Genomic DNA, 20,762 nt, shown 5'->3' with positions numbered 1-20,762 from the left:
GGAGAGCGCCGGACGGGCTTGAGGATGACCGTCCGGCGGGCGGGAAACCCCAGCCTCTTGGGGGTCCCCCGCCCGAAGTCCGGGGGTTTGAGGAGCCGGGGGTCCGGGGCGGGGCCGCAGCCCCCCGCGTCGGGCGCCCCAGCCCCCCGCGTCAGGCGCCGCGAACCCCATGCGGCCGCCGGTGGCGGCCGTGCGCCGGCGTCGCGGAGTCCTCCGTGGTCGCCGGACCGCCCCGGTGCTTTCCGACGCCGCCGGCTGCGCCCCGGTCCGCGGCCGCAGGATGCGGACGCTGCTGGGTCGTGTCGGTTCGGGCTTCAGGCATGTGGGAAGTCACCCCGTGGTTGATCGCTGATTACGTGTCGCAGGGCACCCCGGCACACCTGCGAACCCCGTCACCGTCGGTGTCCGGTCGGTGTGGTCGCGGGGCCCCGGCCCGAGAGTTCAACCAGTGGCCCCGCCGCCGGTGAGAGGCGCCTGCTGCAAAGGAACCGGCTTGTACACGACATGAGTTCCGGTACCCCAGCACGCTTCCCCACCAGGCCATTTCGATGGTGCCGGTTCTGTGATCACCTTCGCATCCGTGATCACATCCGGTACGAGCGAGTCCGCCGGCCCGTCGATCCGCGCCACCCCGCACGGCACGGCCCTTGTCGCGTACGGGAGTTGCAGCACGCCCTCCCGGCTCCACAGGCCGGCCCCCGCCAACCACCCGTCCGGAGCCGCCAGTTGATGCAGCTGCCGGCCCGAAGGCCGCCACACCCCGAGCCAGCTCCCCGCCGCGCCGTCGATCCGCAGCGCCACCGCGCAGCTCTCCGGCATCAGCACCTGCCCCGGCTGTACGGCGAACGGCGTCACCGCGCAGTCCGCCAGCCGTAGGCACTCGGGAAAGCGGACCGGCCGCAGGCTCCCGAGCACGCCCCAGCCGAGCCGGTCGTGGCCCGGCGCGTTCGAGCGGATCAGCAGCAGACCGCTGTCCAGGTCGGCCAGCAGCAGCCGGTCGTCGCTGTCATCCGTGATCTGCAGCAGCGGCGTCGCCTCGCCGCCCCGCCCCAGATCGACCGCCACGGCCTTCACCGGGCCGCCGCCCAGCTGTCGGTCGAGGGCCAGTATCTGCCCGGCACGGTCCAGCCAGACCCCGCCGGAGCAGTGGCCCGGCACCTCGGCGACAACCTCGGGGCCGAACGCCCCGCCCGCCACCAGCCAGACCGCGGTCGACTGCGCGCCGGGCGCCAGGGCGTACGCGCTCCTGCCGTCCGGCGCGGGCGGAAGCAGCCGCAGCTCCGCCGACTCGACGGCGCCGAGCGGCAGTTCACCCGTCCCCGGTCCGGTCGGATACAGCAGCGACAGTGCGTGCAGTCCCGCCACCCGCCGCCGGATCAGCACCCGCCCGTCTGCCAGCGGCAGCACCTCGGTCTCGCGCTCCTCGGGCTGATCCAGCGGCAGCGGCACGGCGTAGGGCTCGGGCCCGAGCGTCCACCGCTCCGGAAACAGGGCATCACGACCTCCCGCAAGCCGGGCCGCGTATGCGCCGTCCGCGGTGATCGTGATTCCCGTACGCCCCACCGCCCCGTCCTCCGCTGCGGTCTCGATGGCACAGGCTGTCATCGGATCCTCACCTCCGGCCACCGAAGCTAGGTATCGCACTTCCTGCCGAACAACATGTGACTCACCACTTCACACATATGGGTGGCCATGCCCGGATTCTCCTGATGGGGAGGGGGCGGCTGTGCTCAGCGAGAAGCCGGTGGATAAAGTTAGGTCTCCCTAAGTACCGGATCAGGAGCACGCCATGTCCCTATGCCGCCGCGGCACCGCCGCCGCGCTCGCCCTCACCGCCGCACTGGCCCTCACCGCCTGCGGCAGCCAGGACGGCGGGGACAAGAACTCCGGCAGCAAGGCCGACGACGGCGGCAAGAAGGCCGTCGCGCAGGGCGGCAAGGGCTTCGGCGACGCGGCCGCGAAGACCGCGGCGATGGGCACCGACGCCAAGCCCGGCCGGTTCCCGCGCACCGTCACCCACGCGCTGGGCAAGACCGAGATCAAGACCGCGCCCAAGCGGGTCGTGGTCCTCGACGTCGGTGAGCTGGACAACGTCGCATCGCTGGGCGTCAAGCCCGTCGGCTACGCCCCCACCGAGGGGGATGAGGGCATCCCCGGCTATCTGCGGAAGGAAGCCGGCAATCCCAAGAACGTCGGCACGATCAACAACCTCAACCTCGAGGCGATCGCCGCCCTCAAGCCCGACCTGATCCTCGGCAGCCAACTGCGTGCCGCCGACAAGTACAAGGAGCTGTCCACGATCGCTCCGACCGTCTTCTCCATCCGGCCGGGCTTCACCTGGAAGGAGAACTACCTCCTCAACGCCGCGGCCCTGGACAAGACCGCCGAGGCGAAGGCGAAGCTCGACGCGTACAAGAAGAAGGCCGGGCAGCTCGGCACGGACATCGGCGCCAGGAACGCCAAGAAGCCGACCGTCTCGATGGTCCGCTACATGCCGGGCAAGATCCGTCTCTACGCCCAGGCCTCCTTCATCGGCACCATCCTCAAGGACTCCGGCCTGCCGCGGCCCGCGAACCAGCAGGTCGAGGACCTCGCAGTGGAGATCAGCCCCGAGAAGATCGACTCCGCGGACGCCGACTGGATCTTCACCGGCGTCTACGGCGACCCCGGGGCCACCAAGCGGGACAGCGCGCGGTCCAACCCGCTGTGGAAGAACCTCAAGGCGGTCCAGGCCGGTCAGGCCGAAGACGTCCCGGACGAGACCTGGTACCTCGGCCTCGGCGTCACCGCGGCGGACAAGGTCCTCGACGACCTCCGGGGCTTCCTGACCAAGTGACCGGCGCAGGCCGCGGGGGCACGCAGGACAGGTAGCCTTTCCCTCGTGCCCCGTCTGTCTGAAGTCCTCACCGCGCTCGACGTCCTCTGGCCCGCCGAGCGGGCCGAGGAGTGGGACGCGGTCGGCACGGTCTGCGGCGACCCGGACGCCGGGATCAGCCGTGTGCTGTTCGCCGTCGACCCCGTCCAGGAGATCGCCGACGAGGCGATCGAACTGGGCGCCCAGCTGATCGTCACGCACCACCCGCTCTATCTGCGCGGTACGACGACGGTCGCGGCCTCCACCTTCAAGGGCCGCGTCGTGCACACCCTGATCAAGCACGACATCGCCCTGCATGTCGCGCACACCAACGCCGACACCGCCGACCCCGGAGTCTCCGACGCCCTCGCGGGCGCGCTCGACCTGCGGGTCGTACGCCCCCTGGTGCCGGATGCGACGGACCCGCACGGCCGCCGCGGCCTGGGCCGCGTCTGTGAGCTGGACCACCCCGAGACGCTCGGCGAGTTCGCCGCACGCGCCGCCAAGCGCCTGCCCCCCACCGCGCAGGGCGTCCGCATCGCGGGCGACCCGGACGCCCTGGTGCGTACGGTCGCGCTCAGCGGCGGCTCCGGCGACAGCCTTCTCGACGTCGTACGGGCCGCCGGCGTGGACGCGTACCTCACCGCCGATCTGCGCCACCACCCGGCGTCCGAGGCGGTGCAGCAGTCACCACTGGGGCTGGTCGACGCCGCCCACTGGGCCACCGAGTGGCCCTGGTGCGAGCAGGCCGCGGCCCAGCTCGACGAGATTTCCGACCGGCACGGCTGGGGCCTTCGGGTCCACGTCTCGCCCACGGTCACCGACCCCTGGTCCTCCCACCACACTTCTGGAGCCCCCAACTGAACGCCGATCCCGCCGACCAGATCCGACTTCTCGACGTGCAGGCCCTCGACGTACGTCTGTCGCAGCTCGCCCACAAGCGGAATTCGCTGCCCGAGCACGCCGAGATCGATTCGCTCACCAAGGACCTCACGCAGCTGCGCGACCTGCTGGTCGCCGCGCAGACCGAGGAGAGCGACACCGCCCGCGAACAGACCAAGGCGGAGCAGGACGTCGACCAGGTGCGCCAGCGCTCCGTCCGGGACCAGCAGCGTCTCGACTCCGGCGCGGTCACCTCGCCCAAGGACCTGGAGAACCTGCAGCACGAGATCGTCTCGCTCGCCAAGCGCCAGGGCGACCTGGAGGACGTCGTCCTCGAGGTCATGGAGCGCCGTGAGTCCGTGCAGGAACGTGCCGCCGAGCTGACCGGACGGGTCTCCTCGGTCCAGGCCAAGCTCGACGACGCCACCGCGCGCCGGGACGCCACGCAGGAGGAGATCGAGGGCCAGGTCGCCTCGGTCACCAAGGAGCGCGAGCTCGTGTCCGGCTCCGTGCCGGCGGATCTGCTCAAGCTGTACGAGAAGCTGCGCGTCCAGCAGGGCGGGGTGGGCGCGGCCCGCCTCTTCCAGCGCCGCTGTGAGGGCTGCCAGCTGGAGCTGAACATCACCGAGGTGAACGAGGTCAAGGCGGCGTCCCCGGACACGGTGCTGCGCTGCGAGAACTGCCGCCGGATCCTGGTCCGTACGTCCGAGTCGGGGCTGTAATGCGGGAGTTCGTCGTCGAGGCGGACGGCGGCTCCCGGGGTAATCCGGGCCCCGCCGGATACGGTGCGGTCGTGCTCGACGCGAAGACGGGGGAGCCGCTCGCCGAGGTCGCGGAGTACATCGGCGTCGCTACGAACAACGTCGCCGAGTACAAGGGCCTGGTGGCGGGGCTGAAGGCGGCGAAGGCCCTCGACCCCGAGGCGCGGGTCCGGGTCCGGATGGACTCCAAGCTGGTCGTCGAGCAGATGTCGGGCCGCTGGAAGATCAAGCACCCGGACATGAAGCCGCTGGCGGCACAGGCGGCGAGCATCCTTCCCGCTTCTCAGGTCACCTACGAGTGGATCCCGCGCGAGAAGAACAAGCACGCGGACCGGCTGGCCAACGAGGCGATGGACGCGGCCAAGAAGGGCAAGCAGTGGGAGGCCTCGCGCTCCACGGCGGAGCTCGACGCACGCGACGCGAAGGCGGCGAGAGTGGTCGGCGACGCGACGGCGGGCGCGGCGAGGGCGAGGGCGGCGCTGAGCGGCGCGACGGACGACACGGGCGGCGCGGGCACGGTCCGCGCCGAGCCCCTGGCCGAAGGGGCCGGCGAAGCAGCGCCGAGCGCGCCTTCCGTCGGGTGGGGCCCCGCCGACCTCGGCCCACCCGCCACCTTTGTGCTGCTCCGACACGGCGAGACGGCCCTGACCCCCGACAAGCGCTTCTCGGGCAGCGGCGACCACTCACTCTCCCCCGCGGGCCTGCGCCAGGCCGAGGCGACCGCGGCCGTCCTCGCGGCGCGCGGCACCGTCCAGGAGATCGTCAGCTCCCCGCTGAAGCGCTGCCGTGAGACCGCGGAGGCCGTCGCGGCCCGCCTGAACCTTGAAGTCCGCATCGAGGACGGCCTGCGCGAGACGGACTTCGGCGCCTGGGAGGGCCTGACGTTCGCGGAGGTCCGCGAGCGGTACGGCGACGACCTCACCGCCTGGCTCGCCTCGGCGAAGGTCGCCCCGACGGGCGGCGGAGAGAGCTTCGCTGCGGTGGCGCGCCGGGTCTCGGCGACCCGCGACAAGCTGATCGCCCGATACCCGGGCCGCACGGTCCTGCTGGTCACCCATGTCACGCCGATCAAGACCCTGGTCCGGCTGGCGCTGGGAGCCCCGCCGGAGTCGCTGTTCCGGATGGAGCTCTCCGCGGCATCGATCTCGGCGGTGGCGTACTACGCGGACGGCAACGCGTCGCTGCGTCTGCTGAACGACACATCGCACCTGCGCGGATAGGAGCACCGGGCGGGGGAGCCCATCGGGCGGGGAAGTTCATCGGGCGGGGAAGTTCATCGGGGCGGGGGCGAAGGAGCCCCCGCCCCGACTGGTCACCGTCGCCGTGAGCCGCGACGCGCTCGACGCCGGGGGCCGAACAAGTCCTGTTCTTCGCGGACTTGGCCAACCCCACCAGCAACGCCCTCTATCAGCGCCTCGGTTACCGACCGCTCGCTCCCTTCGTGGACCTCGACTTCAGCCGACCCGGTCGCGCAGCGCGGCGGCCTCGGCCGCCAGAGTCTCCACCCGCGCCCACTCCTTGGCCGCGATCGCGTCCGCCGGCAGCATCCACGTACCGCCGACGCAGCCCACATTCCGCAGCGCCAGATACGAGCCCGCGGAGGCGAGCGAGATTCCGCCCGTCGGGCAGAAGCGGGCCTGAGGCAGCGGACCCGCAAGGGACTTGAGGTACGCCGTGCCGCCCGCCGCCTGGGCCGGGAAGAACTTCATCTCGCTCACCCCGCGCTCCAGCAGCGCCACGACCTCCGAGGTCGTCGAGACCCCGGGCAGGAACGGCACACCCGACGCCTGCATCGCGTCCAGCAGCCGGTCCGTCCACCCGGGGCTCACCAGGAACCGCGCCCCGGCCGCCACCGCGGCGTCGACACCGTCCGCCGAGATCACCGTGCCCGCGCCGACCACAGCGCCCGGCACCTCGGCCGCGATCGCGCGGATCGCGTCGAGCGCGGCCGGCGTCCGCAGCGTCACCTCGATCGCGGGCAGACCGCCCGCGACCAGGGCACGCGCGAGCGGTACGGCATCGGCGGCGTCGTCGATGACGACGACGGGGACGACCGGCGCTAGGTCGAGCACGGTGGGCAGGGCAGAGGCGGTCATGCCGTCATCCTGCCCGCCGTTTGCATCATGCGCAAAGAGCGTTGCGCATGATGCAACGCTCAATGGATCTGGTTCACCACAACATCCAGCTCCCATGCCTTCTGGGGCCTGCCCGGCGCCTGCGCCTCGACCACGTACCCCAGATCCCGCAGCGCCTCCACCAGCTCGCCAGGACCCGTCGGCTTCGCGCCCGCCGTCAGCAGGTCCCGTACCAGCCGGCCCTTCGTCGCCTTGTTGAAGTGGCTGACCACGGACCGCTTCTCCACCCCGTCGACGATTTGCGAGTGCAGCACCCGCACCGTCGCCGTACGCCCCGCCACCTCGCCCTTCGGCTTCCACGCCGCCGCATACGCGGAGGACCGCAGATCGAGTACGAGCCCGTCACCGGCGGCCTCCGGCACGGCGGACGCCATGGGCTCGCGCCAGTGCGCCCCGAGCGCGCCCAGCCCCGGCAGCTTCACCCCCATCGAGCAGCGGTACGACGGAATCCGGTCGCCGACCCGCACCGCGCCCCACAGCCCCGAGAAGACCAGCAGCGACCGCCGGGCCCGGCGCCTCGCGTCCGGTTGAAGTGTCGCCAGGCCGAGCGCGTCGTAGAGCACACCCGTGTAGATCTCCCCGGCCGGCCGGGTCCCCGCGGTCCGCAGCTCCACGTTCTTCGCGATCTCGCCGCGCAGGCCCTCGCTCAGCCCGAGTACTTGCCGCGCCTTCTCTTCGTCGGCGGCGCACAGTTCCACCAGTTCGTCGAGCACCGCGGCGCGCGCCCCGGCAAGGCCCGGCAGCGACAGCGACTCCGGCTTCAGCGGAGCCCCGCGCCCGGAAGCGGCCTTACCCTCCGACGGCGGCAACAGCACGAGCACGGCAAGTCTCCTTCGTACGTACGGGGACGGGGGGTGCGGCCCCCCGCGCCAGCCTACGGTCACCCGGGGTGCCGTCCGTCCGGGACCGCCATACGCTCGGTCCATGCCCCGCCGCCATATGCGTGTGACCGGCACAGCCCAGGCTCCGCTGGGGGCCGCCCTGCGGAAGCTGCGTACGACGCTCGGCGTGCCGGACGATTTCCCGGCGGAGGTCCTCGCGGAGGCGGAGTCGGCCGCCAGAGCCCCGCGTCTGCCGGAGCGCGACGCCACCGGCATCCCGTTCTTCACGATCGATCCGCCGGGCTCCGCCGACCTCGACCAGGCGATGTTCCTCGCCCGCCGCGAGCCCGGGGGCTTCAGAGTCCACTACGCGATCGCCGACGTCGCCGCCTTCGTCACGCCCGGCGGCGGGCTCGACGCCGAGACCCACCGCCGGGTGCAGACTCTCTACTTCCCGGACGAGAGGGTTCCGCTCCATCCGGCGCTGCTCTCCGAGGGCGCGGCCAGCCTGCTGCCCGGCCAGAACGCGCCCGCGCTGGTCTGGCAGATCGACCTCGACGCCGAGGGCCGAACCGTCTCGGCCGAGGTGCGGCGGGCGCTCGTACGCAGCCGGGCCAAGCTCGACTACGAGGGCGCGCAGCGGCAGATCGACGCGGGCACCGCCGAGGAGCCGTTGGCGCTGCTCAGGGAGATCGGGCAGCTGCGCGAGAGGCTGGAGAGCGAACGCGGCGGGATCTCCTTGAACGTCCCCGAGCAGGAAGTCGTCGAGCGGAACCATTCCTACTTCCTCGAATACCGCGCCATGCTTCCGGTCGACGGCTGGAACGCCCAGATTTCCCTGCTCACCGGCATGGCCGCGGCCGACCTCATGATCGCGGCGGGCACCGGCATCCTGCGCACCCTGCCCACCGCCCCGGACGGCGCGGTGGCGCGGCTGCGCCTCTCGGCGAAGGCGCTGCGCGTCGACTGGCCGCACCATGTCTCGTACGCCGAACTGGTCCGCTCCCTCGACCCCCACAACGCCCACCACGCCGCCTTCCTCCAGGAGTGCACGACCCTGCTGCGCGGCGCGGGCTACACCGCGTTCACCGGGGGTGCGGTGCCCTCGCCCTCGGTCCACGCGGCGGTGGCAGACGAGTACACGCACTGCACCGCGCCGCTGCGGCGTCTGGTCGACCGGTACACGGGCGAGCTGTGCGTGGCCTCGGTGGCGGGAGCGGAGCCGCCGGAGTGGGTCGCCGCCGCGCTGGAGTCCCTGCCGAAGGAGATGGCGGAGGGCTCCCGGCGTGCCAACACAGTGGAGCGGGAGTGCGTCGACATCGTCGAGGCGGCGCTGCTGAAGGATCGGGTCGGGGAGGTCTTCGACGCGATCGTGGTGGATGTGCAGGAGCGCGAACCGGCTGTCGGCACGGTCCAGTTGGAGTACCCGGCGGTGGTGGCGAGGATCAAGGGCGGCGAGGCGGGACTTCCGCTGGGGGAGCGGCTGCGGGTCCGGCTCACACAGGCGGACCCGGGGAGGGCGAAGGTGCTGTTCGCGCCTGCGTAAGGGCTCCCGTGCGCGTTCGGCGGCGACGAGAACGAAGAGAACACTGCCCGCGCGGCCTGGGCCCTCGTCCGCGGCACGACCATCCGCGAAGTGAGCAGCGGCTTCCTTCCCCCAGGCGCCGACCCTCGCGGCGTCCTGGGCGACCGGCTCCGCGGGCTTTGTCCTTGCAACACGCCAGGTAACATGGCGTGCACGGCAGACGAGCCGGGCGGACGGCCGCGTGGAGATCCTCTGGATTTCCCCGAGGAACGTCCGGGCTCCACAGGGCAAGGTGGTGGGTAACGCCCACCCGGGGTGACCCGCGGGACAGTGCCACAGAAAACAGACCGCCGGGGACTTCGGTCCCCGGTAAGGGTGAAACGGTGGTGTAAGAGACCACCAGCGCCTGAGGTGACTCAGGCGGCTAGGTAAACCCCACCTGGAGCAAGGTCAAGAGGGGCCGCTGTAAAAGGCGGCCCTGCGCGGACGATCGAGGGCTGCCCGCCCGAGTCCGCGGGTAGACCGCACGAGGCCGACGGCAACGTCGGTCCTAGATGGATGGCCGTCTCCCCGGCCGCCGCGAGGCGACCGGGTGACAGAACCCGGCGTACAGCCCGACTCGTCTGCCGCCACCTGCGGCTATGCCTTGGAAAGGGCCTCTGATCTGTGATGGAGGCCCTTTCCGATCTTTCAGGAGCTTGCTGTGTTGGGCGGCAAAAAATCCCTCGGAAGTCCCTCAGACAGCGCTGAAAGTCCCTGAAAAGTCCCTGGAGCGGAGGGGCGGGCGAGGCCTCTGGGCTGGGCGTTCGCGACAGCCGTCGGAGCATGACGTTGGAGTCGCAGCCCTCGGGATGGCCTTTGGACCGGCGGGATTACGCTGCCTCGGCGTTGGTGGTCGTATCGGTCCGCGCGGCCCATTCGGCGCGGGCTGCGGTGAGCCGGGGGTGCATCGCGCGAAGCACTTCCAGCTGCCCGGCCACCGTCTCGATGAACCCGGCCAGCTGGTCCGGATCCATCGGGCGGGTGTACATGTCGGCGGCCACTTCGACGAGAACGTGCGGGACTCGGTAGGCCGGGCTCCCGTCGTCCGTCAGGACTCGCCGGTTGATGGTGTCCGTGTCCATGTGCACCGGTTCGACGATGTCGGCGACCAGCCCATACCGGTCTTCCAACACGTCAGCGGCCAACGTCCCGACCTCCGTGTGCGGAGGGACGGCGTGCCGTGAGGACGGTGAAGGCGCCGTCGCCCGCTCTCCGTTGCTCGCCGATGAAGTCCTGGGCGGCCTCTCGGGCGGCCTGCTGCCAGGGATTGTCGGCGGTCCACAGACTCCGGTCGCTGAAGACCGCGACCACTCCCTCGGGGGCCATGTACTCGCTGAGCCGGTCGAGGAAACGCGGCTGGTTCAGCCAGTGGAAGACACGACCACAGGTGACGAGATGCGGCTGCCATCCCTCCGGCGGCAGGAAGTCCTCCGCGAGCGCGTGACGTAGTTGCAGTCGGTGGGCGCCGTCGAGCGCGGGGCGGAGCGTGGCTTCGGCCTCCGTGAGCATCCCTGGCTCGGCATCGACCGCGAGCAGATCGTCGAAGTACGGCAAGAGCGCCTGGACCACGAGTCCCGGGCCGGTGCCGATGTCCAGGAGGCGCCGCGGACTGTCTGTGGGCGCTGCCCGGTCGTGAAGGGCCGCGAGGGCAACGGGGATGCCTGGGCGGAAGCGTCGGTAGTAGGCGGAGGTTCCGGCGAAGGTGTTCACGCACGCCACCCGCCCCACACGTTCTTTCCGGTCTCCAGGCGCAGGTTCTCCAGCATGGTGTGCGCCTCGTCGACCAGGCCGATGTCGCGGTGCTTGATACCCCAGTCCATCGTCAGCCTCTGCTCGCAGTCGCCGCTTCGCATAGCCGGAAGTTGCGTCCAGTTGATATGGATTTATAGCGATGCGTTCAGGTTGCGAGACCTTCACGAGTGGCGCGCTGACCTGCTGCTTCAGTCGGGAGGGTCGCCCGATTCAGGTACGTGAGCAGTCGCCTTTCAGTAGTTGCACATCTTTGCCCGTTGGTGGCTCGTACGTTTCCTCCGCCAGGTTGTTATCGAACTGTCAACTCGCGGTGTACAACCCTGGTCAAACCATGTCGAGCATCACGTCCTCATTGGCGGGGTTACCCAATTGGCCGACTTTATCCGGTGGTTCATTCGACAGGGAACGCATAGAAATGCCTGCGGCGGCACCGATTGTGCGTCGCCATTCGCAAATCGACCGACCCTGCTCAGGGAACGTGAGTGGGTCAAGAGGAGCGTTCAAGTTGTCCCGATTAGTAAGAAGAAGACGCGCCTTATCCCGCATAGCCGTGGGCGCGGCACTGCTTACCGCGGCTCCAATCGCCATCACGGGAACCACCGGAGCCACGGCCGCGGACGGATCCACACCGGTCGCCGCCACCGAGGCGAAACAACCGAGTGCCGCGGAGATCGCCGAGGCGGACCTCGCATGGGCGACGGAGCACAGCAAGGGCGGCATCCCCTGGGCCCTCGCCCGGGCGAAGAAAACGGGGAAGAGGGTTCTCGTCCCGAACGAGACCACGGCCACCACCCTCACCCACGCCAACCCGGACGGATCGCTCACCTCGGAGCTGACCTCGGGCCCCGCGCGGATGCAGCGTGACGGCAAGTGGGTGGACGTGGACGCCACGCTCACCACGACCGCCGACGGTCAGGTGGTTTCCAAGGCCCACCCCGGCGGTCTCAGGCTCGCCTCCGGCGGCGGCACCCCCGCCAGGTCACTCAAGGCGGCCGAGGACGCGGCCGGCCGGGACCTGGTGACCCTCGGCAGCGGCGACGGGCAGGTCACGCTGCAGTGGAAGGGCGGCCTGCCCACACCGCGGCTCGACGGCACCCGCGCCACGTACAAGGACGCCGTCCCCGGCGCCGATGTGGTGGTGGAGGCGACCCGGACGGGGTTCGAGCAGTTCGTCGACATCAACCGGCGGCCCGCCACCGGCGACTACAGCTACACCCTGCCGCTGAAGACCGAGGGCCTCGAAGCCCGGCCGCAGAAGGACGGGTCGGTGACTTTCATCGACCCGAAGACCGGCGAGAAGCGGGCCGTGATGCCCGCCCCGGTGATGTGGGACGCGGCGGTCGACAAGGTCTCCGGGGAGCACACCAACCGACACCCGGTGGACATGAAGGTCGTGGACAAGGGCGACGGCGCGTTCGACCTCGTGATCACCCCGGACGCCGACTTCCTCGCCGACCCGGACACCAAGTACCCGGTGACCGTCGACCCCTCGACGTCGAACCTGTCGAACGTCTTCGACACCTACGTCCAGCAGGGCGAGACCGGTGACCTGTCCACGGACGTCGAACTCGACTTCGGCAACCCCGGCACCACCAACAGCGACGGCACTCCGCGCACCGCCCGGTCGTTCGTCACCTGGAACACCGCGGCGTTCAAGGACGCGATCGTCACGAACGCCGACGTCTCCCTGTGGAACTTCCACTCCGGGAACACCGACTGCCTGCCGCAGGAATGGACGATCTGGGACACCAACGCCTCGTCCACCGCCTCACGTTGGACGAAGCAGCCCACCTGGAACCAGCAGTTCCATTCCTCCACCCAGACCAAGGGCAACCCGTCCTGCACGGCGGCCCCCGACGGGTGGATCACCGCGGACGTCACCACGCTCGTGCAGAGCTGGTCCTCCGCCCTGGACGGCAAGGGCTACATGGGCCTGCGTGCCGCCACGGACGACGTCAAGGACTGGAAGCGCGTCAACAGCGCGAACGCCACCAGCAACCCGCCGAAGCTGACGGTCACTTGGAACTACCGTCCCGGTGACGGCACCGCGCAGCAGGCCGGCGCCCCGTTCAAGTCCTACGCCGGTGTCTGGGCGGTGAACACCACCACGCCGACCCTGCGGGACAAGTTCACCGACACCGACGGTGACAAGGTCAACGGAACCTTCCAGATCTACGACGCGGCCACGAACAAGCCCATCACCACCCCGGCCGGGGAAGGCTTGATCGTCTCCAGCTACGTCACCCCGGGCTCCTGGGCCTCGGTGAAGGTCCCGGCCGGGCAGCTCGTGAACGGCAAGACATACAAGTTCCGCACCAACGCCTACGACGGCACCCACTACAACCTGAACTGGTCCCCGTGGCGTGAGTTCGTCGTGGACACCACCGCGCCGGGCGAGCCCAAGAGCGTGTCGTCCGCGACCTACCCCGAAAACTGGGGCGGCGGCGGAGCAGGCGTCCAGGGCACCTTCAACGTCGACACCGGCGTCACCGACGCCCGTGACGTGCAGTACCGCCTCGACCCGTTCGAGGACGATGCGGCGGAGTCCGGCTGGTCCACCACCCCCACGACCACCACCGCCACGACCACCAAGGCCGTCGCCGCGACGAACACCGCCGCGTACATCGCGACACCCGCCGAGAACGGCAACCACGTGGTGCAGACCCGCAGCGTGGACCGCGCGGACAACGTCGGCCCGATCCGTGACTACGGCTTCACCGCCGGAAACCGGGACTACAACCGCAAGCAGAAGATCGACATCAAGCTGCCGAAGACGGACCCGGACGCCACGCCCCCCGCGCTCACGGACGATCCACTGCCTGCGCCGGGATGGAAGCAGGGTTCGGCCAGCCGCACCTTCAACAAGGGCGGCATGGAGGTGACCATCACCCCGAAGGCGCAGCGGTCCCTCGAAGGCACCCGGAAGGCAGCCAAGGAGGCTGCGAAGCGGGCGCCCAGCTACCCCGACCCGGTCGTAAAGGACTCCTGGTGCCAGCCGAGCCTTGCCGGTGAGGCACAGAAGTCGCTGATGACCCGCAACAAAGCCTGCCTCTTCTTCGACCTCAGCTTCACCGCCAGGAGCAAGACCCTGCCCGGCGTCGACGACATCGAATACCAGGCCACCTTCGAGACCGCCTTCCAGATCAAGACCGACCCGCACGCCAGCGACGTCAAGACCTGGATCCAGCTGAACCCCATCTCCAACACGTTCCCCGCCCAGGACCGCGCCGTCCTGCTCGGCTCCGGTGACCCGGACGCCTGGATCTCCTCCATGTGCTACAGCGACGGCTGCAACGACGGGGCAGGCGGGAAGGACATCGACTTCTACGGAGAAACCAACTGGAAAGGCGGTATGAACGGCAACCAGCCCAACGACCCGCACATGATCACCGGCACCGCCGACCACAAGTGGAACGGCAAGGTCGACAACGCCTCCGGCGCCCGCGACATCGACCTCTCCAAGAGCATGCCGGTGTACTTCGCCGGCATGCCCGACACCGACGTGGAGCCGCCGCCTGCCCCAGACGGCAGGAAGCGTGAATGGCAGGACGCGAGCGGCCCGTGGCGGTCCCCGGATCTCGTCGTGCGCTGCGACAAGGTCGACTCCAACGGTGTCCCCGGTTGTGTGATGCCGCAGTACGCACCTGAGTACAAGTTCAACACCGCCAAGTACACCGCCGCTGCGGCTCACGTCTGGATGGTGCAGAACAAGAGCAAGCCGTCCAAGGGGCTCGGCGCCACTCCGGAGAAGCCGCTGCACTACCACCCGTCTGCGAGCCGGGCGGAGAGCGGTTGGAACGCCGAGAAGGACTCCCGCAAGGTGATGTGCACCAAGTACCGGGGCAAGCGCGCCGCCGATGGTTGGGTGCCGACGAAGAACTTCGTCAACCACCCGAAGACGATGATGCACCAGGAACTCGTGAACAGCCCGTACCCGGATACGATCTCGTGTGACGAGTTCCCGTTCGCCTCGACCTACGAGTCCCCGGGGCTGCCCGCCAACAAGGGCGGCAAGATGCCTGCCGGGGCGGACGGCGGTGGTGAGTGCATCCAGACCGTGTCGGCCAAGACCGATGACGGCAGTGAACACCTGCTGGACGACACCCGCTACGACCCACCGACCTGGGACGAGAACTGCGGTCGCTCGTCGATGTCGACGTACATGAACTCGGGCGCGATGAGCCGCCTGGGCAACGAGTTCGCCCCGCAGTTCCGGCTGCTCGACAAGGACCCGTACACCGTGGATGTCGGCGACGCATGGTTCAAGGCATGTGACACCTCCAAGGCCGACCTCATCTGCGAGATGAAGAAGCCCTGACAGGCTGATCTCGCTCCCAGCCCCAGCCTCGAACAGGCTGGGGCTGGGAGCCCGCCGTCCTCAAGAAACCGGGTGGAACGACTCCCAGCCGTCCACAGCAGGAGAGTCAGGGTGTTCCCACACCAGACATCCCTTCACCACCCCAGGCAGCTCTGGCCATCTCTGACTCACGAACGGAGCACTGCCTGACTCCAGCGCCTCGGCAACCCCCTCGAGATAGGAACCGACAGAAGAAAACTCGGGCGCGGCCATCTCGGGCCCGGAGTGCGCGGACCACTGCCCCTCACCGCCGCCTCCAGGCCCCCCGGATGCGTCGACGTAGCGGCCCATCAGGGCCCCTTCCTGATCCTCACCCAGCCAGGCAACCCACGCCCTCCCCCAGTCGACATCAGGCCAATTGAACGACAGGCGAATCGCGGCGGCCTGCCTCGGACTGAGGAAAACCCCACCGGGCAGGAACATGTCCGACCGAAGCTCGCCCTCCTCGTCCGCTTCAACCTCGACGCACTCCACGCCGCCACACACCCGCCACAGGACTTTCAACTCATCGGGGAATCCATGTCCCAGCCACTGCCGCAGCTGCTCCTCATCGGTGCGGACCTCCTCGTCGGTAGCCGGCGGCAGCAGGCTCTGGTGGGAGACCGGCGCGTTCTTCTCCAGCCAGCAGGTAATACGCGCCCACACAGGTTCAACGTTCGGGTATTCGGTCATGCCCCCGAGCCTACGAAACCTACGAAAGGCGAACCCGTGTCCCGCACAAAGGTCCAGGCGACCACGCGCTCCGCGATGCTGCTCGCCACGGTCACCGTCGTCACCGCCATCGTGGCCGCGCTGTCGTGAAGGCTCTGGCAGCGTTACTGGTCGCCCTTGTCCTGGCGGCTGGGATCCTCGCCGGTGTCGGCCGTCCCGGCGTACCCGAAGGCCCGCGTGAGCCGCCGCCCGCCGAGACGCACCAGCCCGGGCCCGCTTCGGGCGGCGGTGAGGTGGACTGCGTCAAGCTCGCCGCCGAGCTGAAGGCCGAGCAGGCCGCGACGACCGACGAGCCGGAGAAGGACGGCAGGGCGACGTTCGAGATGGTGGCTGTGCCGGAGGAGTGCAAGGACGAGCTCGGCACAGCAGGCGTCAACCGCCGCTGAGGGCTCTGGTCGAGGATCTGGTCGCCGCCCTCGACCAGATCGACACCAAGGCTGAGCCATCTTCCGACAGTGATCGATGACTATTGCTCCAGAGCATTCAGCAGGCTGCGACAGCCGGGCTTACCGACAACGGCCATGGGAACTGCTTCTCACGGGAGTCGGGTCAGCGGTTGCGGGAGAACGCGACGCGCGGGTCTACCGGGCGGGCCGCCGGAGCGGAGGCGCCGGGTGTGGGAACCGAGGCCTTACCGGGCAGGCCGACGCGGGGCGGGACTGGCGGCGAGCGCGGCGGCGCTGATGGGGAACTTGAGGGTGGTGAAGCCTGCTGCGCTCGTGGCGCGCTGCCGTCGTGGGTACAGGTGATCGGCGCGCGGTTACGTCCTGGGCGAGGAGGGGCTGCACAGCCACCAGGAGGTCGGCGCGGTTCATCGACACCGTGGTTTGGGCGACTTTACCGAGCGAGTCGCGGCGGTCGGTGGTGATGGGCAGCGTGTAGATGTCCAGGCTCGGATTATGCCGCCAGCCGTGTTCTTCCAGGATGCGTCGGGTGCCGAGAGTGGAGGAACCGTCGGCGGTGGCGGCGACCACGCCGAGCTGCGGATGCTCGGCGAGCGCGACGTCCGGCTCAACGCGCGGGGGCCGGTCGCGGGCGGCGGCTGTGTCGGAGGCCAGCGAAGGATCGAATGCCGCGTCCGCGTCCACTCGGTAACCGGCCTTGCGCAACAGCGCGACGGCCCGGGTTGCGCGGTCCTGCCCGTCACGCTGCTGGTTGGCCAGCGCGTCACCCCTGATCATTAGCCGGCAATGACGCGCTCAACTGCTCCCGCTTTCGTACTCGTCGTGTGGGGCCGGGACCCGTCTGGCCTCGCTGACGTTGATGAACGGGATGACGCCGTCGTTGACAGGGTCTTTGGTCTGTTTGCCGCTGTAGGTGCCGATGACTTCGAGCCAGGCGTCGGGCGGCAGGACAGCGGGGATCTGTCCGGACAGGCCGATCTTGACGGGTTGGGCGTCGGCGGCGCAGCAGTTGAGGGCCATGCGGACGAGGTACGGTTCGCCGCTGCGGTCGAGGGCGATGAAGCCGGTGATTTTGAGCCGCCGGCCGCTGAGGGAGCGCCCGTGGTCGTAGACCGCGCGGCCGGCGTAGTCGCCGACGCTGAGCTTCAGGGGGTCGCCGGCCGGGAGGGTGGGGAAGCCCCAGGGGGGTTGCAGGGCTGTGCCGGTGCGCATGGCGCTGTAGGAGCCCAGTGCGGGTGGGGCGACCAGGATGAGGGCGAGCAGGGGCAGGATGAGGAGCCAGGAGATGCGTGGCTCGCGGTGCGCATGGCCGACCTGCGCATGGCCGACCTCATGGTCGCGCCGTTCGTGGTGCTCGGGCTGGGTCTGCTCGGTCTCCTGGGTCTCCTGGGCCGCGCGCGGCCGCAGTTCGTAGCAGACGGTGGCGATGGCGGCGACGATCAGGACGATGCCGGCCGCGAGCAGCAACGGGCGCAACCCGGCCTTGACGTAGCGGAGATGGAGATCGGTGAAGCCGGCGTGCAGCACCGCCGCGCCGACGAGGAACATCACGGCCGCTTGCGCCTGCCGGTTCACAGCAGGACCGCCCCGACCAGGGCCGATATGAGGACGGCCAGGGTGAATGTGGCGGGGGCGAACCGCAGCGCGAACCCGCGGCCGAACGTGGCGGCCTGCATGGCGAACAGTTTCAGGTCGATCATCGGTCCGACGACGAGGAATGCCAGCCGGGCGGTGAGCGAGAACTGGGACAGGGACGCGGCCACGAACGCGTCGGCCTCGGAGCAGATCGACAACAGCACCGCGAGGATCGCCAGGGCGAGGATCGACACCACGGGGTTGTCGGCCGCGGCGTGCAGCCAGTCGGCCGGTACCACCGCTTTGAGGGTGGCCGCGGCCATCGCGCCGACGACGAGGAACCCGCCGGCGTGCATCACGTCGTGTCGTACGGATCCCCAGAACGCCGCCGCCTTGCTGAGGTTGTCGGACGACGGGCGGTCCGGCGGGCGCAGCCAGTCGGCGCGGCCCAGCCGTTGCCACAACCAGCCCATCGCGCACGCCACGAGCAGACTCGCCACGAATCGGGCGAGGACCATCTGCGGGTGGCGGGGAAACGCGACGGCGGTGGCGGTCAGCACGATCGGGTTGATCGCCGGGGCGGACAGCAGGAACGTCAACGCCGCCGCGGGGGTGACGCCCCGGCGCACCAGCGCCCCGGCCACCGGCACGGAGGCGCACTCGCAGCCGGGGAGGACCGCTCCGGCCATCCCGGCCACCGGGACCGCCAGGGCGGGCTTTCCGGGCAGCGCGCGGGCGAAAAACGATGGCGGGACGAACACCGCGATGATCGCCGACAGCAGCACGCCGAGGACGAGGAAGGGCAGGGCCTGGACGAACACCGCGACGAACACGGTCATCCAGCTCTGCATCACCGGCGCCGACAACGCCCTGCGGATCGGCCCCTGCAGCGCGACCACCACGAGCAGCACCATGGTCAGGACGAGGGATGAGTTGAACTGCCAGCCCTGCGGATCATCCGCGTCGCGGCGCTCGGCCCGGGCCGGGGCTGCTTTGGTGGTGGTCACGGGTGAGGTACCTCCGGTACGGAAGGGCTTCGTGAGTTGGTTCCCCTCCACCTTCAGTACGCCGGTTCAGGCACGGCTTCTCATTTCGAGGGGCGACCCGAGTCGCATCATCAGCGGCGGCTCGCACATGCACAGCACCAGTTCGTCAGTTCTCCGCGGAGCCGAGCGAGCGCGCGGCCACGCGCCGTACGTGAGTGTCGAAGACCCCGGCCGCGTCCGGCGTGAGCGTACGCAGCGCCACCATCGCCGTGATGATCACGTCGCACAGCTCCGACTCGACGTCCCGCCAACTGTGCGTACGGCCCTTCCGCGGGTTCTGGCCAGTCGCGCCGATGACGGCCTGGGCGACCTCGCCGACCTCCTCGGACAGCTTCAACATCCGCAGCAGCACCTCCTGTTGGGGCGGCAGGTCGCTCTCCGCGTCGAGCCAGGCGTGCAGGCGGCCTACCTTGTCCCAGATGGGGTCCATGGTGGTGTCCAGGGTGTGTTCCATGCGGGAAGCCTGCCACGTGCGGTGTAGGGATGAGGGGCCTCTTTTCGGTACCGAATGCTCCGTACCGAGCCCCGTACCGAATGCTCCGTACCGACTGCTCTGGACTGCCTGTACCGAAAGACCGTGGAGACCACCATGACCATTCCTGTGGACCGGCTCACCGAACCCGCCGTACGCGCCTTCGTCGACGCGCTCAACGCCAATGACCGCGAACGCTTCCTGGCCGCCCTCGCGCCCGGCGCCACCATGTCCGACGACGGCAGCGATCGGGACCTCGACGACTGGACCGACCGGGAGATCTTCTCCTCTCGCGGGCACATGGAGGTCGAGTCGCAGTCCGCCGACGGGCTGAGCCTGGTCGCCCGGTACCGCAACGACACCTGGGGCGAGATGCGTACCGCCTGGAAGTTCGTCGTCGACGGCGGGAAGGTCGGCCGCTTCGAGACCGGGCAGGCATAGGCACGGCGGCCGGTGGCGCACCTCGCCTTGGCGCAGCGCCGGGCGCGATGGTCGGCGGCCTCGGCGATTGTGCGCTCCAACGTGCAGCGCGCGCACGGGCGCCATCAGCGCCCCGCGCCCCCGACCTCACCCCCGGCCGATGTACGGCATCCCCGTCGCCATCACGGTTACGAACTGCACATTCGCCTCCAGCGGCAGCTCCGCCATATGGAGCACCGTCCGCGCCACGTCCGCCGCGTCCATCACCGGCTCCACCACCACCTCTCCGTTCGCCTGCGGGATCCCCCTGCGCATGCGCTGCGTCATTTCCGTCGCCGCGTTGCCGATGTCGATCTGGCCGCAGGCGATTCCGTACGCCCTCCCGTCCAGTGACAGCGACTTCGTCAGGCCCGTCATCGCGTGCTTCGTCGACGTGTACGGAGCCGAGTTCGGGCGGGGCGCATGCGCCGAGATCGAGCCGTTGTTGATGATCCGGCCGCCCTGGGGGGACTGGTCCTTCATGATGCGAAAGGCCGCCTGCGCGCACAGGAATGCGCCTGTCAGATTGACGTCCACCACCGCGCGCCAGTCCTCGTAGGAGAGGTCCTCGAAGCGGGCCCGTGGGCCGGACGTGCCCGCGTTGTTGAACAGCAGGCCAACATTGCCGTGGCGTTCGCGCGCGGTCGCGAACAGCGTGGTGACATCCGCCGGTGACGTCACATCAGTGGGCACGCACAGCACGTCCCCACCCGCCAGCGACGCCGTTTCCTCCAGCGCCTCGGCGCGTCGGCCCGCCACGACCACCGACCAGCCCGCCCCCGCCAGCGTCAGCGCCACGCTCCGGCCGATGCCCGAGCCCGCTCCGGTCACCACGGCAATCTTCGCAACTGCGTTCATGGACGCGCAGCGTAGACCCGTACCTGTACGCGGAACTCATCCGACCGACATACGGATGTTGTGTACTCGACAACGCAGAGTCGTCAGCCCCCACTCCAATGCGAAGGG

General features: G+C 69.8%; 20 protein-coding genes and 1 other RNA gene. 9 read left to right on the top strand and 12 right to left on the bottom strand.

The window, feature by feature from the left end; all coding sequences use genetic code 11:
* Positions 1-441: 441 nt before the first annotated feature.
* Entirely contained in the window at positions 442-1,605 is a 1,164-nt protein-coding gene (locus tag J7E87_RS32505; RefSeq protein ID WP_215098213.1) for a hypothetical protein, read from the bottom strand.
* Positions 1,606-1,789: 184 nt separating this feature from the next.
* On the opposite strand from J7E87_RS32505, the gene J7E87_RS32500 reads away from it, so the two are divergent.
* Genes J7E87_RS32500 through J7E87_RS32485 form a run of 4 tightly spaced genes read left to right on the top strand, consistent with a single transcriptional unit; the run spans position 1,790 to position 5,717 of the window.
* Positions 1,790-2,836 carry an ABC transporter substrate-binding protein gene (locus J7E87_RS32500; protein ID WP_215098212.1) on the top strand — a complete coding sequence of 349 codons (1,047 nt, stop codon included), beginning with the start codon at positions 1,790-1,792 and terminating at the stop codon, positions 2,834-2,836.
* A 45-nt stretch (positions 2,837-2,881) separates the two neighbouring features.
* Positions 2,882-3,718: a Nif3-like dinuclear metal center hexameric protein gene (locus J7E87_RS32495; protein ID WP_215098211.1), complete on the top strand. Its 837-nt coding sequence runs from the start codon at positions 2,882-2,884 to the stop codon at positions 3,716-3,718.
* Complete coding sequence (locus J7E87_RS32490; RefSeq protein WP_215098230.1) at positions 3,715-4,458, top strand: zinc ribbon domain-containing protein; 744 nt, start codon at positions 3,715-3,717, stop codon at positions 4,456-4,458. The genes J7E87_RS32495 and J7E87_RS32490 overlap by 4 nt, the downstream gene beginning before the upstream one ends.
* Entirely contained in the window at positions 4,458-5,717 is a 1,260-nt protein-coding gene (locus tag J7E87_RS32485; RefSeq protein ID WP_215098210.1) for a bifunctional RNase H/acid phosphatase, read from the top strand. The genes J7E87_RS32490 and J7E87_RS32485 overlap by 1 nt, the downstream gene beginning before the upstream one ends.
* 234 nt (positions 5,718-5,951) lie before the next feature.
* Here the strand turns inward: J7E87_RS32485 and eda are convergent, their stop codons facing one another.
* On the bottom strand, positions 5,952-6,593 hold the full coding sequence (gene eda / locus J7E87_RS32480; protein ID WP_215098209.1) for a bifunctional 4-hydroxy-2-oxoglutarate aldolase/2-dehydro-3-deoxy-phosphogluconate aldolase: 642 nt from the start codon (positions 6,591-6,593) through the stop codon (positions 5,952-5,954).
* A 59-nt stretch (positions 6,594-6,652) separates the two neighbouring features.
* Positions 6,653-7,453 carry a peroxide stress protein YaaA gene (gene yaaA, locus J7E87_RS32475; protein WP_215098208.1) on the bottom strand — a complete coding sequence of 267 codons (801 nt, stop codon included), beginning with the start codon at positions 7,451-7,453 and terminating at the stop codon, positions 6,653-6,655.
* A gap of 103 nt (positions 7,454-7,556) precedes the next feature.
* Between yaaA and J7E87_RS32470 the strand changes: the two genes are divergently transcribed.
* Positions 7,557-8,999 carry an RNB domain-containing ribonuclease gene (locus tag J7E87_RS32470; protein WP_215098207.1) on the top strand — a complete coding sequence of 481 codons (1,443 nt, stop codon included), beginning with the start codon at positions 7,557-7,559 and terminating at the stop codon, positions 8,997-8,999.
* A gap of 200 nt (positions 9,000-9,199) precedes the next feature.
* An RNA gene (rnpB, locus tag J7E87_RS32465) (RNase P RNA component class A) lies at positions 9,200-9,604 on the top strand.
* A 246-nt stretch (positions 9,605-9,850) separates the two neighbouring features.
* Here the strand turns inward: rnpB and J7E87_RS35695 are convergent.
* Genes J7E87_RS35695 through J7E87_RS32450 form a run of 3 tightly spaced genes read right to left on the bottom strand, consistent with a single transcriptional unit; the run spans position 9,851 to position 10,873 of the window.
* Positions 9,851-10,165: a hypothetical protein gene (locus J7E87_RS35695; RefSeq protein WP_251018332.1), complete on the bottom strand. Its 315-nt coding sequence runs from the start codon at positions 10,163-10,165 to the stop codon at positions 9,851-9,853.
* Entirely contained in the window at positions 10,155-10,730 is a 576-nt protein-coding gene (locus J7E87_RS32455; RefSeq protein ID WP_215098206.1) for a trans-aconitate 2-methyltransferase, read from the bottom strand. The genes J7E87_RS35695 and J7E87_RS32455 overlap by 11 nt, the downstream gene beginning before the upstream one ends.
* Positions 10,727-10,873 carry a hypothetical protein gene (locus tag J7E87_RS32450; protein WP_215098205.1) on the bottom strand — a complete coding sequence of 49 codons (147 nt, stop codon included), beginning with the start codon at positions 10,871-10,873 and terminating at the stop codon, positions 10,727-10,729. Before J7E87_RS32450 ends, J7E87_RS32455 begins: the two co-directional genes overlap by 4 nt.
* Positions 10,874-11,322: 449 nt before the next feature.
* Here J7E87_RS32450 and J7E87_RS32445 point away from each other — a divergent pair, with 449 nt between their 5' ends.
* Positions 11,323-15,090 (top strand): DNRLRE domain-containing protein, encoded by a 3,768-nt coding sequence (locus J7E87_RS32445; protein ID WP_308313164.1) that lies wholly within the window; start codon positions 11,323-11,325, stop codon positions 15,088-15,090.
* 60 nt (positions 15,091-15,150) lie between these two features.
* On the opposite strand, the gene J7E87_RS32440 is transcribed toward J7E87_RS32445, so the two are convergent.
* Positions 15,151-15,801, bottom strand: coding sequence for a hypothetical protein (locus J7E87_RS32440; RefSeq protein ID WP_215098203.1), 651 nt, complete (start codon positions 15,799-15,801; stop codon positions 15,151-15,153).
* Between the two features lie 125 nt (positions 15,802-15,926).
* On the opposite strand from J7E87_RS32440, the gene J7E87_RS32435 reads away from it, so the two are divergent.
* Complete coding sequence (locus J7E87_RS32435; RefSeq protein ID WP_215098202.1) at positions 15,927-16,226, top strand: hypothetical protein; 300 nt, start codon at positions 15,927-15,929, stop codon at positions 16,224-16,226.
* Positions 16,227-16,421: 195 nt separating this feature from the next.
* Here J7E87_RS32435 and J7E87_RS32430 read toward each other — a convergent pair whose 3' ends face one another.
* The 4 genes from J7E87_RS32430 to J7E87_RS32415 form a co-directional block, all read right to left on the bottom strand.
* Entirely contained in the window at positions 16,422-17,021 is a 600-nt protein-coding gene (locus J7E87_RS32430) for a hypothetical protein (RefSeq protein ID WP_251018331.1), read from the bottom strand.
* A gap of 18 nt (positions 17,022-17,039) precedes the next feature.
* Positions 17,040-17,819, bottom strand: a complete 780-nt coding sequence (locus J7E87_RS32425; protein ID WP_215098201.1) for a TIGR03943 family protein — start codon at positions 17,817-17,819, stop codon at positions 17,040-17,042.
* Positions 17,816-18,826, bottom strand: a complete 1,011-nt coding sequence (locus J7E87_RS32420; RefSeq protein WP_215098200.1) for a permease — start codon at positions 18,824-18,826, stop codon at positions 17,816-17,818. The genes J7E87_RS32425 and J7E87_RS32420 overlap by 4 nt, the downstream gene beginning before the upstream one ends.
* A gap of 145 nt (positions 18,827-18,971) precedes the next feature.
* A complete protein-coding gene (locus J7E87_RS32415; RefSeq protein WP_215098199.1) occupies positions 18,972-19,319 on the bottom strand; it encodes a MazG-like family protein in 348 nt (115 codons plus the stop codon).
* A gap of 135 nt (positions 19,320-19,454) precedes the next feature.
* Between J7E87_RS32415 and J7E87_RS32410 the strand changes: the two genes are divergently transcribed.
* Positions 19,455-19,778, top strand: a complete 324-nt coding sequence (locus J7E87_RS32410; protein WP_215098198.1) for a nuclear transport factor 2 family protein — start codon at positions 19,455-19,457, stop codon at positions 19,776-19,778.
* A 126-nt stretch (positions 19,779-19,904) separates the two neighbouring features.
* On the opposite strand, the gene J7E87_RS32405 is transcribed toward J7E87_RS32410, so the two are convergent.
* The gene (locus J7E87_RS32405) at positions 19,905-20,654 is read right to left on the bottom strand and encodes an SDR family oxidoreductase (RefSeq protein ID WP_215098197.1); all 750 of its coding nucleotides are present in this window, start codon (positions 20,652-20,654) and stop codon (positions 19,905-19,907) included.
* Positions 20,655-20,762 lie beyond the last annotated feature (108 nt).

The organism is Streptomyces sp. ISL-1 (assembly GCF_018614585.1).
GTDB lineage: Bacteria > Actinomycetota > Actinomycetes > Streptomycetales > Streptomycetaceae > Streptomyces > Streptomyces maoxianensis.
Note: the sequence above shows the minus strand (reverse complement) of the source record. Positions and strands in the feature narration are given on the sequence as shown.

Bases quoted from the DNA above. Each gene is read 5' to 3' on its own strand.
- J7E87_RS32410 (WP_215098198.1), top strand. From the start codon at position 19,455: ATGACCATTCCTGTGGACCGGCTCACCGAACCCGCCGTACGCGCCTTC.
- J7E87_RS32470 (WP_215098207.1), top strand. From the start codon at position 7,557: ATGCCCCGCCGCCATATGCGTGTGACCGGCACAGCCCAGGCTCCGCTG.
- J7E87_RS32440 (WP_215098203.1), bottom strand. From the start codon at position 15,801: ATGACCGAATACCCGAACGTTGAACCTGTGTGGGCGCGTATTACCTGC.
- J7E87_RS32485 (WP_215098210.1), top strand. From the start codon at position 4,458: ATGCGGGAGTTCGTCGTCGAGGCGGACGGCGGCTCCCGGGGTAATCCG.
- J7E87_RS32505 (WP_215098213.1), bottom strand. From the start codon at position 1,605: ATGACAGCCTGTGCCATCGAGACCGCAGCGGAGGACGGGGCGGTGGGG.
- J7E87_RS32415 (WP_215098199.1), bottom strand. From the start codon at position 19,319: ATGGAACACACCCTGGACACCACCATGGACCCCATCTGGGACAAGGTA.
- J7E87_RS32500 (WP_215098212.1), top strand. From the start codon at position 1,790: ATGTCCCTATGCCGCCGCGGCACCGCCGCCGCGCTCGCCCTCACCGCC.
- J7E87_RS32430 (WP_251018331.1), bottom strand. From the start codon at position 17,021: ATGATCAGGGGTGACGCGCTGGCCAACCAGCAGCGTGACGGGCAGGAC.
- eda (WP_215098209.1), bottom strand. From the start codon at position 6,593: ATGACCGCCTCTGCCCTGCCCACCGTGCTCGACCTAGCGCCGGTCGTC.
- J7E87_RS32450 (WP_215098205.1), bottom strand. From the start codon at position 10,873: ATGCGAAGCGGCGACTGCGAGCAGAGGCTGACGATGGACTGGGGTATC.
- J7E87_RS32405 (WP_215098197.1), bottom strand. From the start codon at position 20,654: ATGAACGCAGTTGCGAAGATTGCCGTGGTGACCGGAGCGGGCTCGGGC.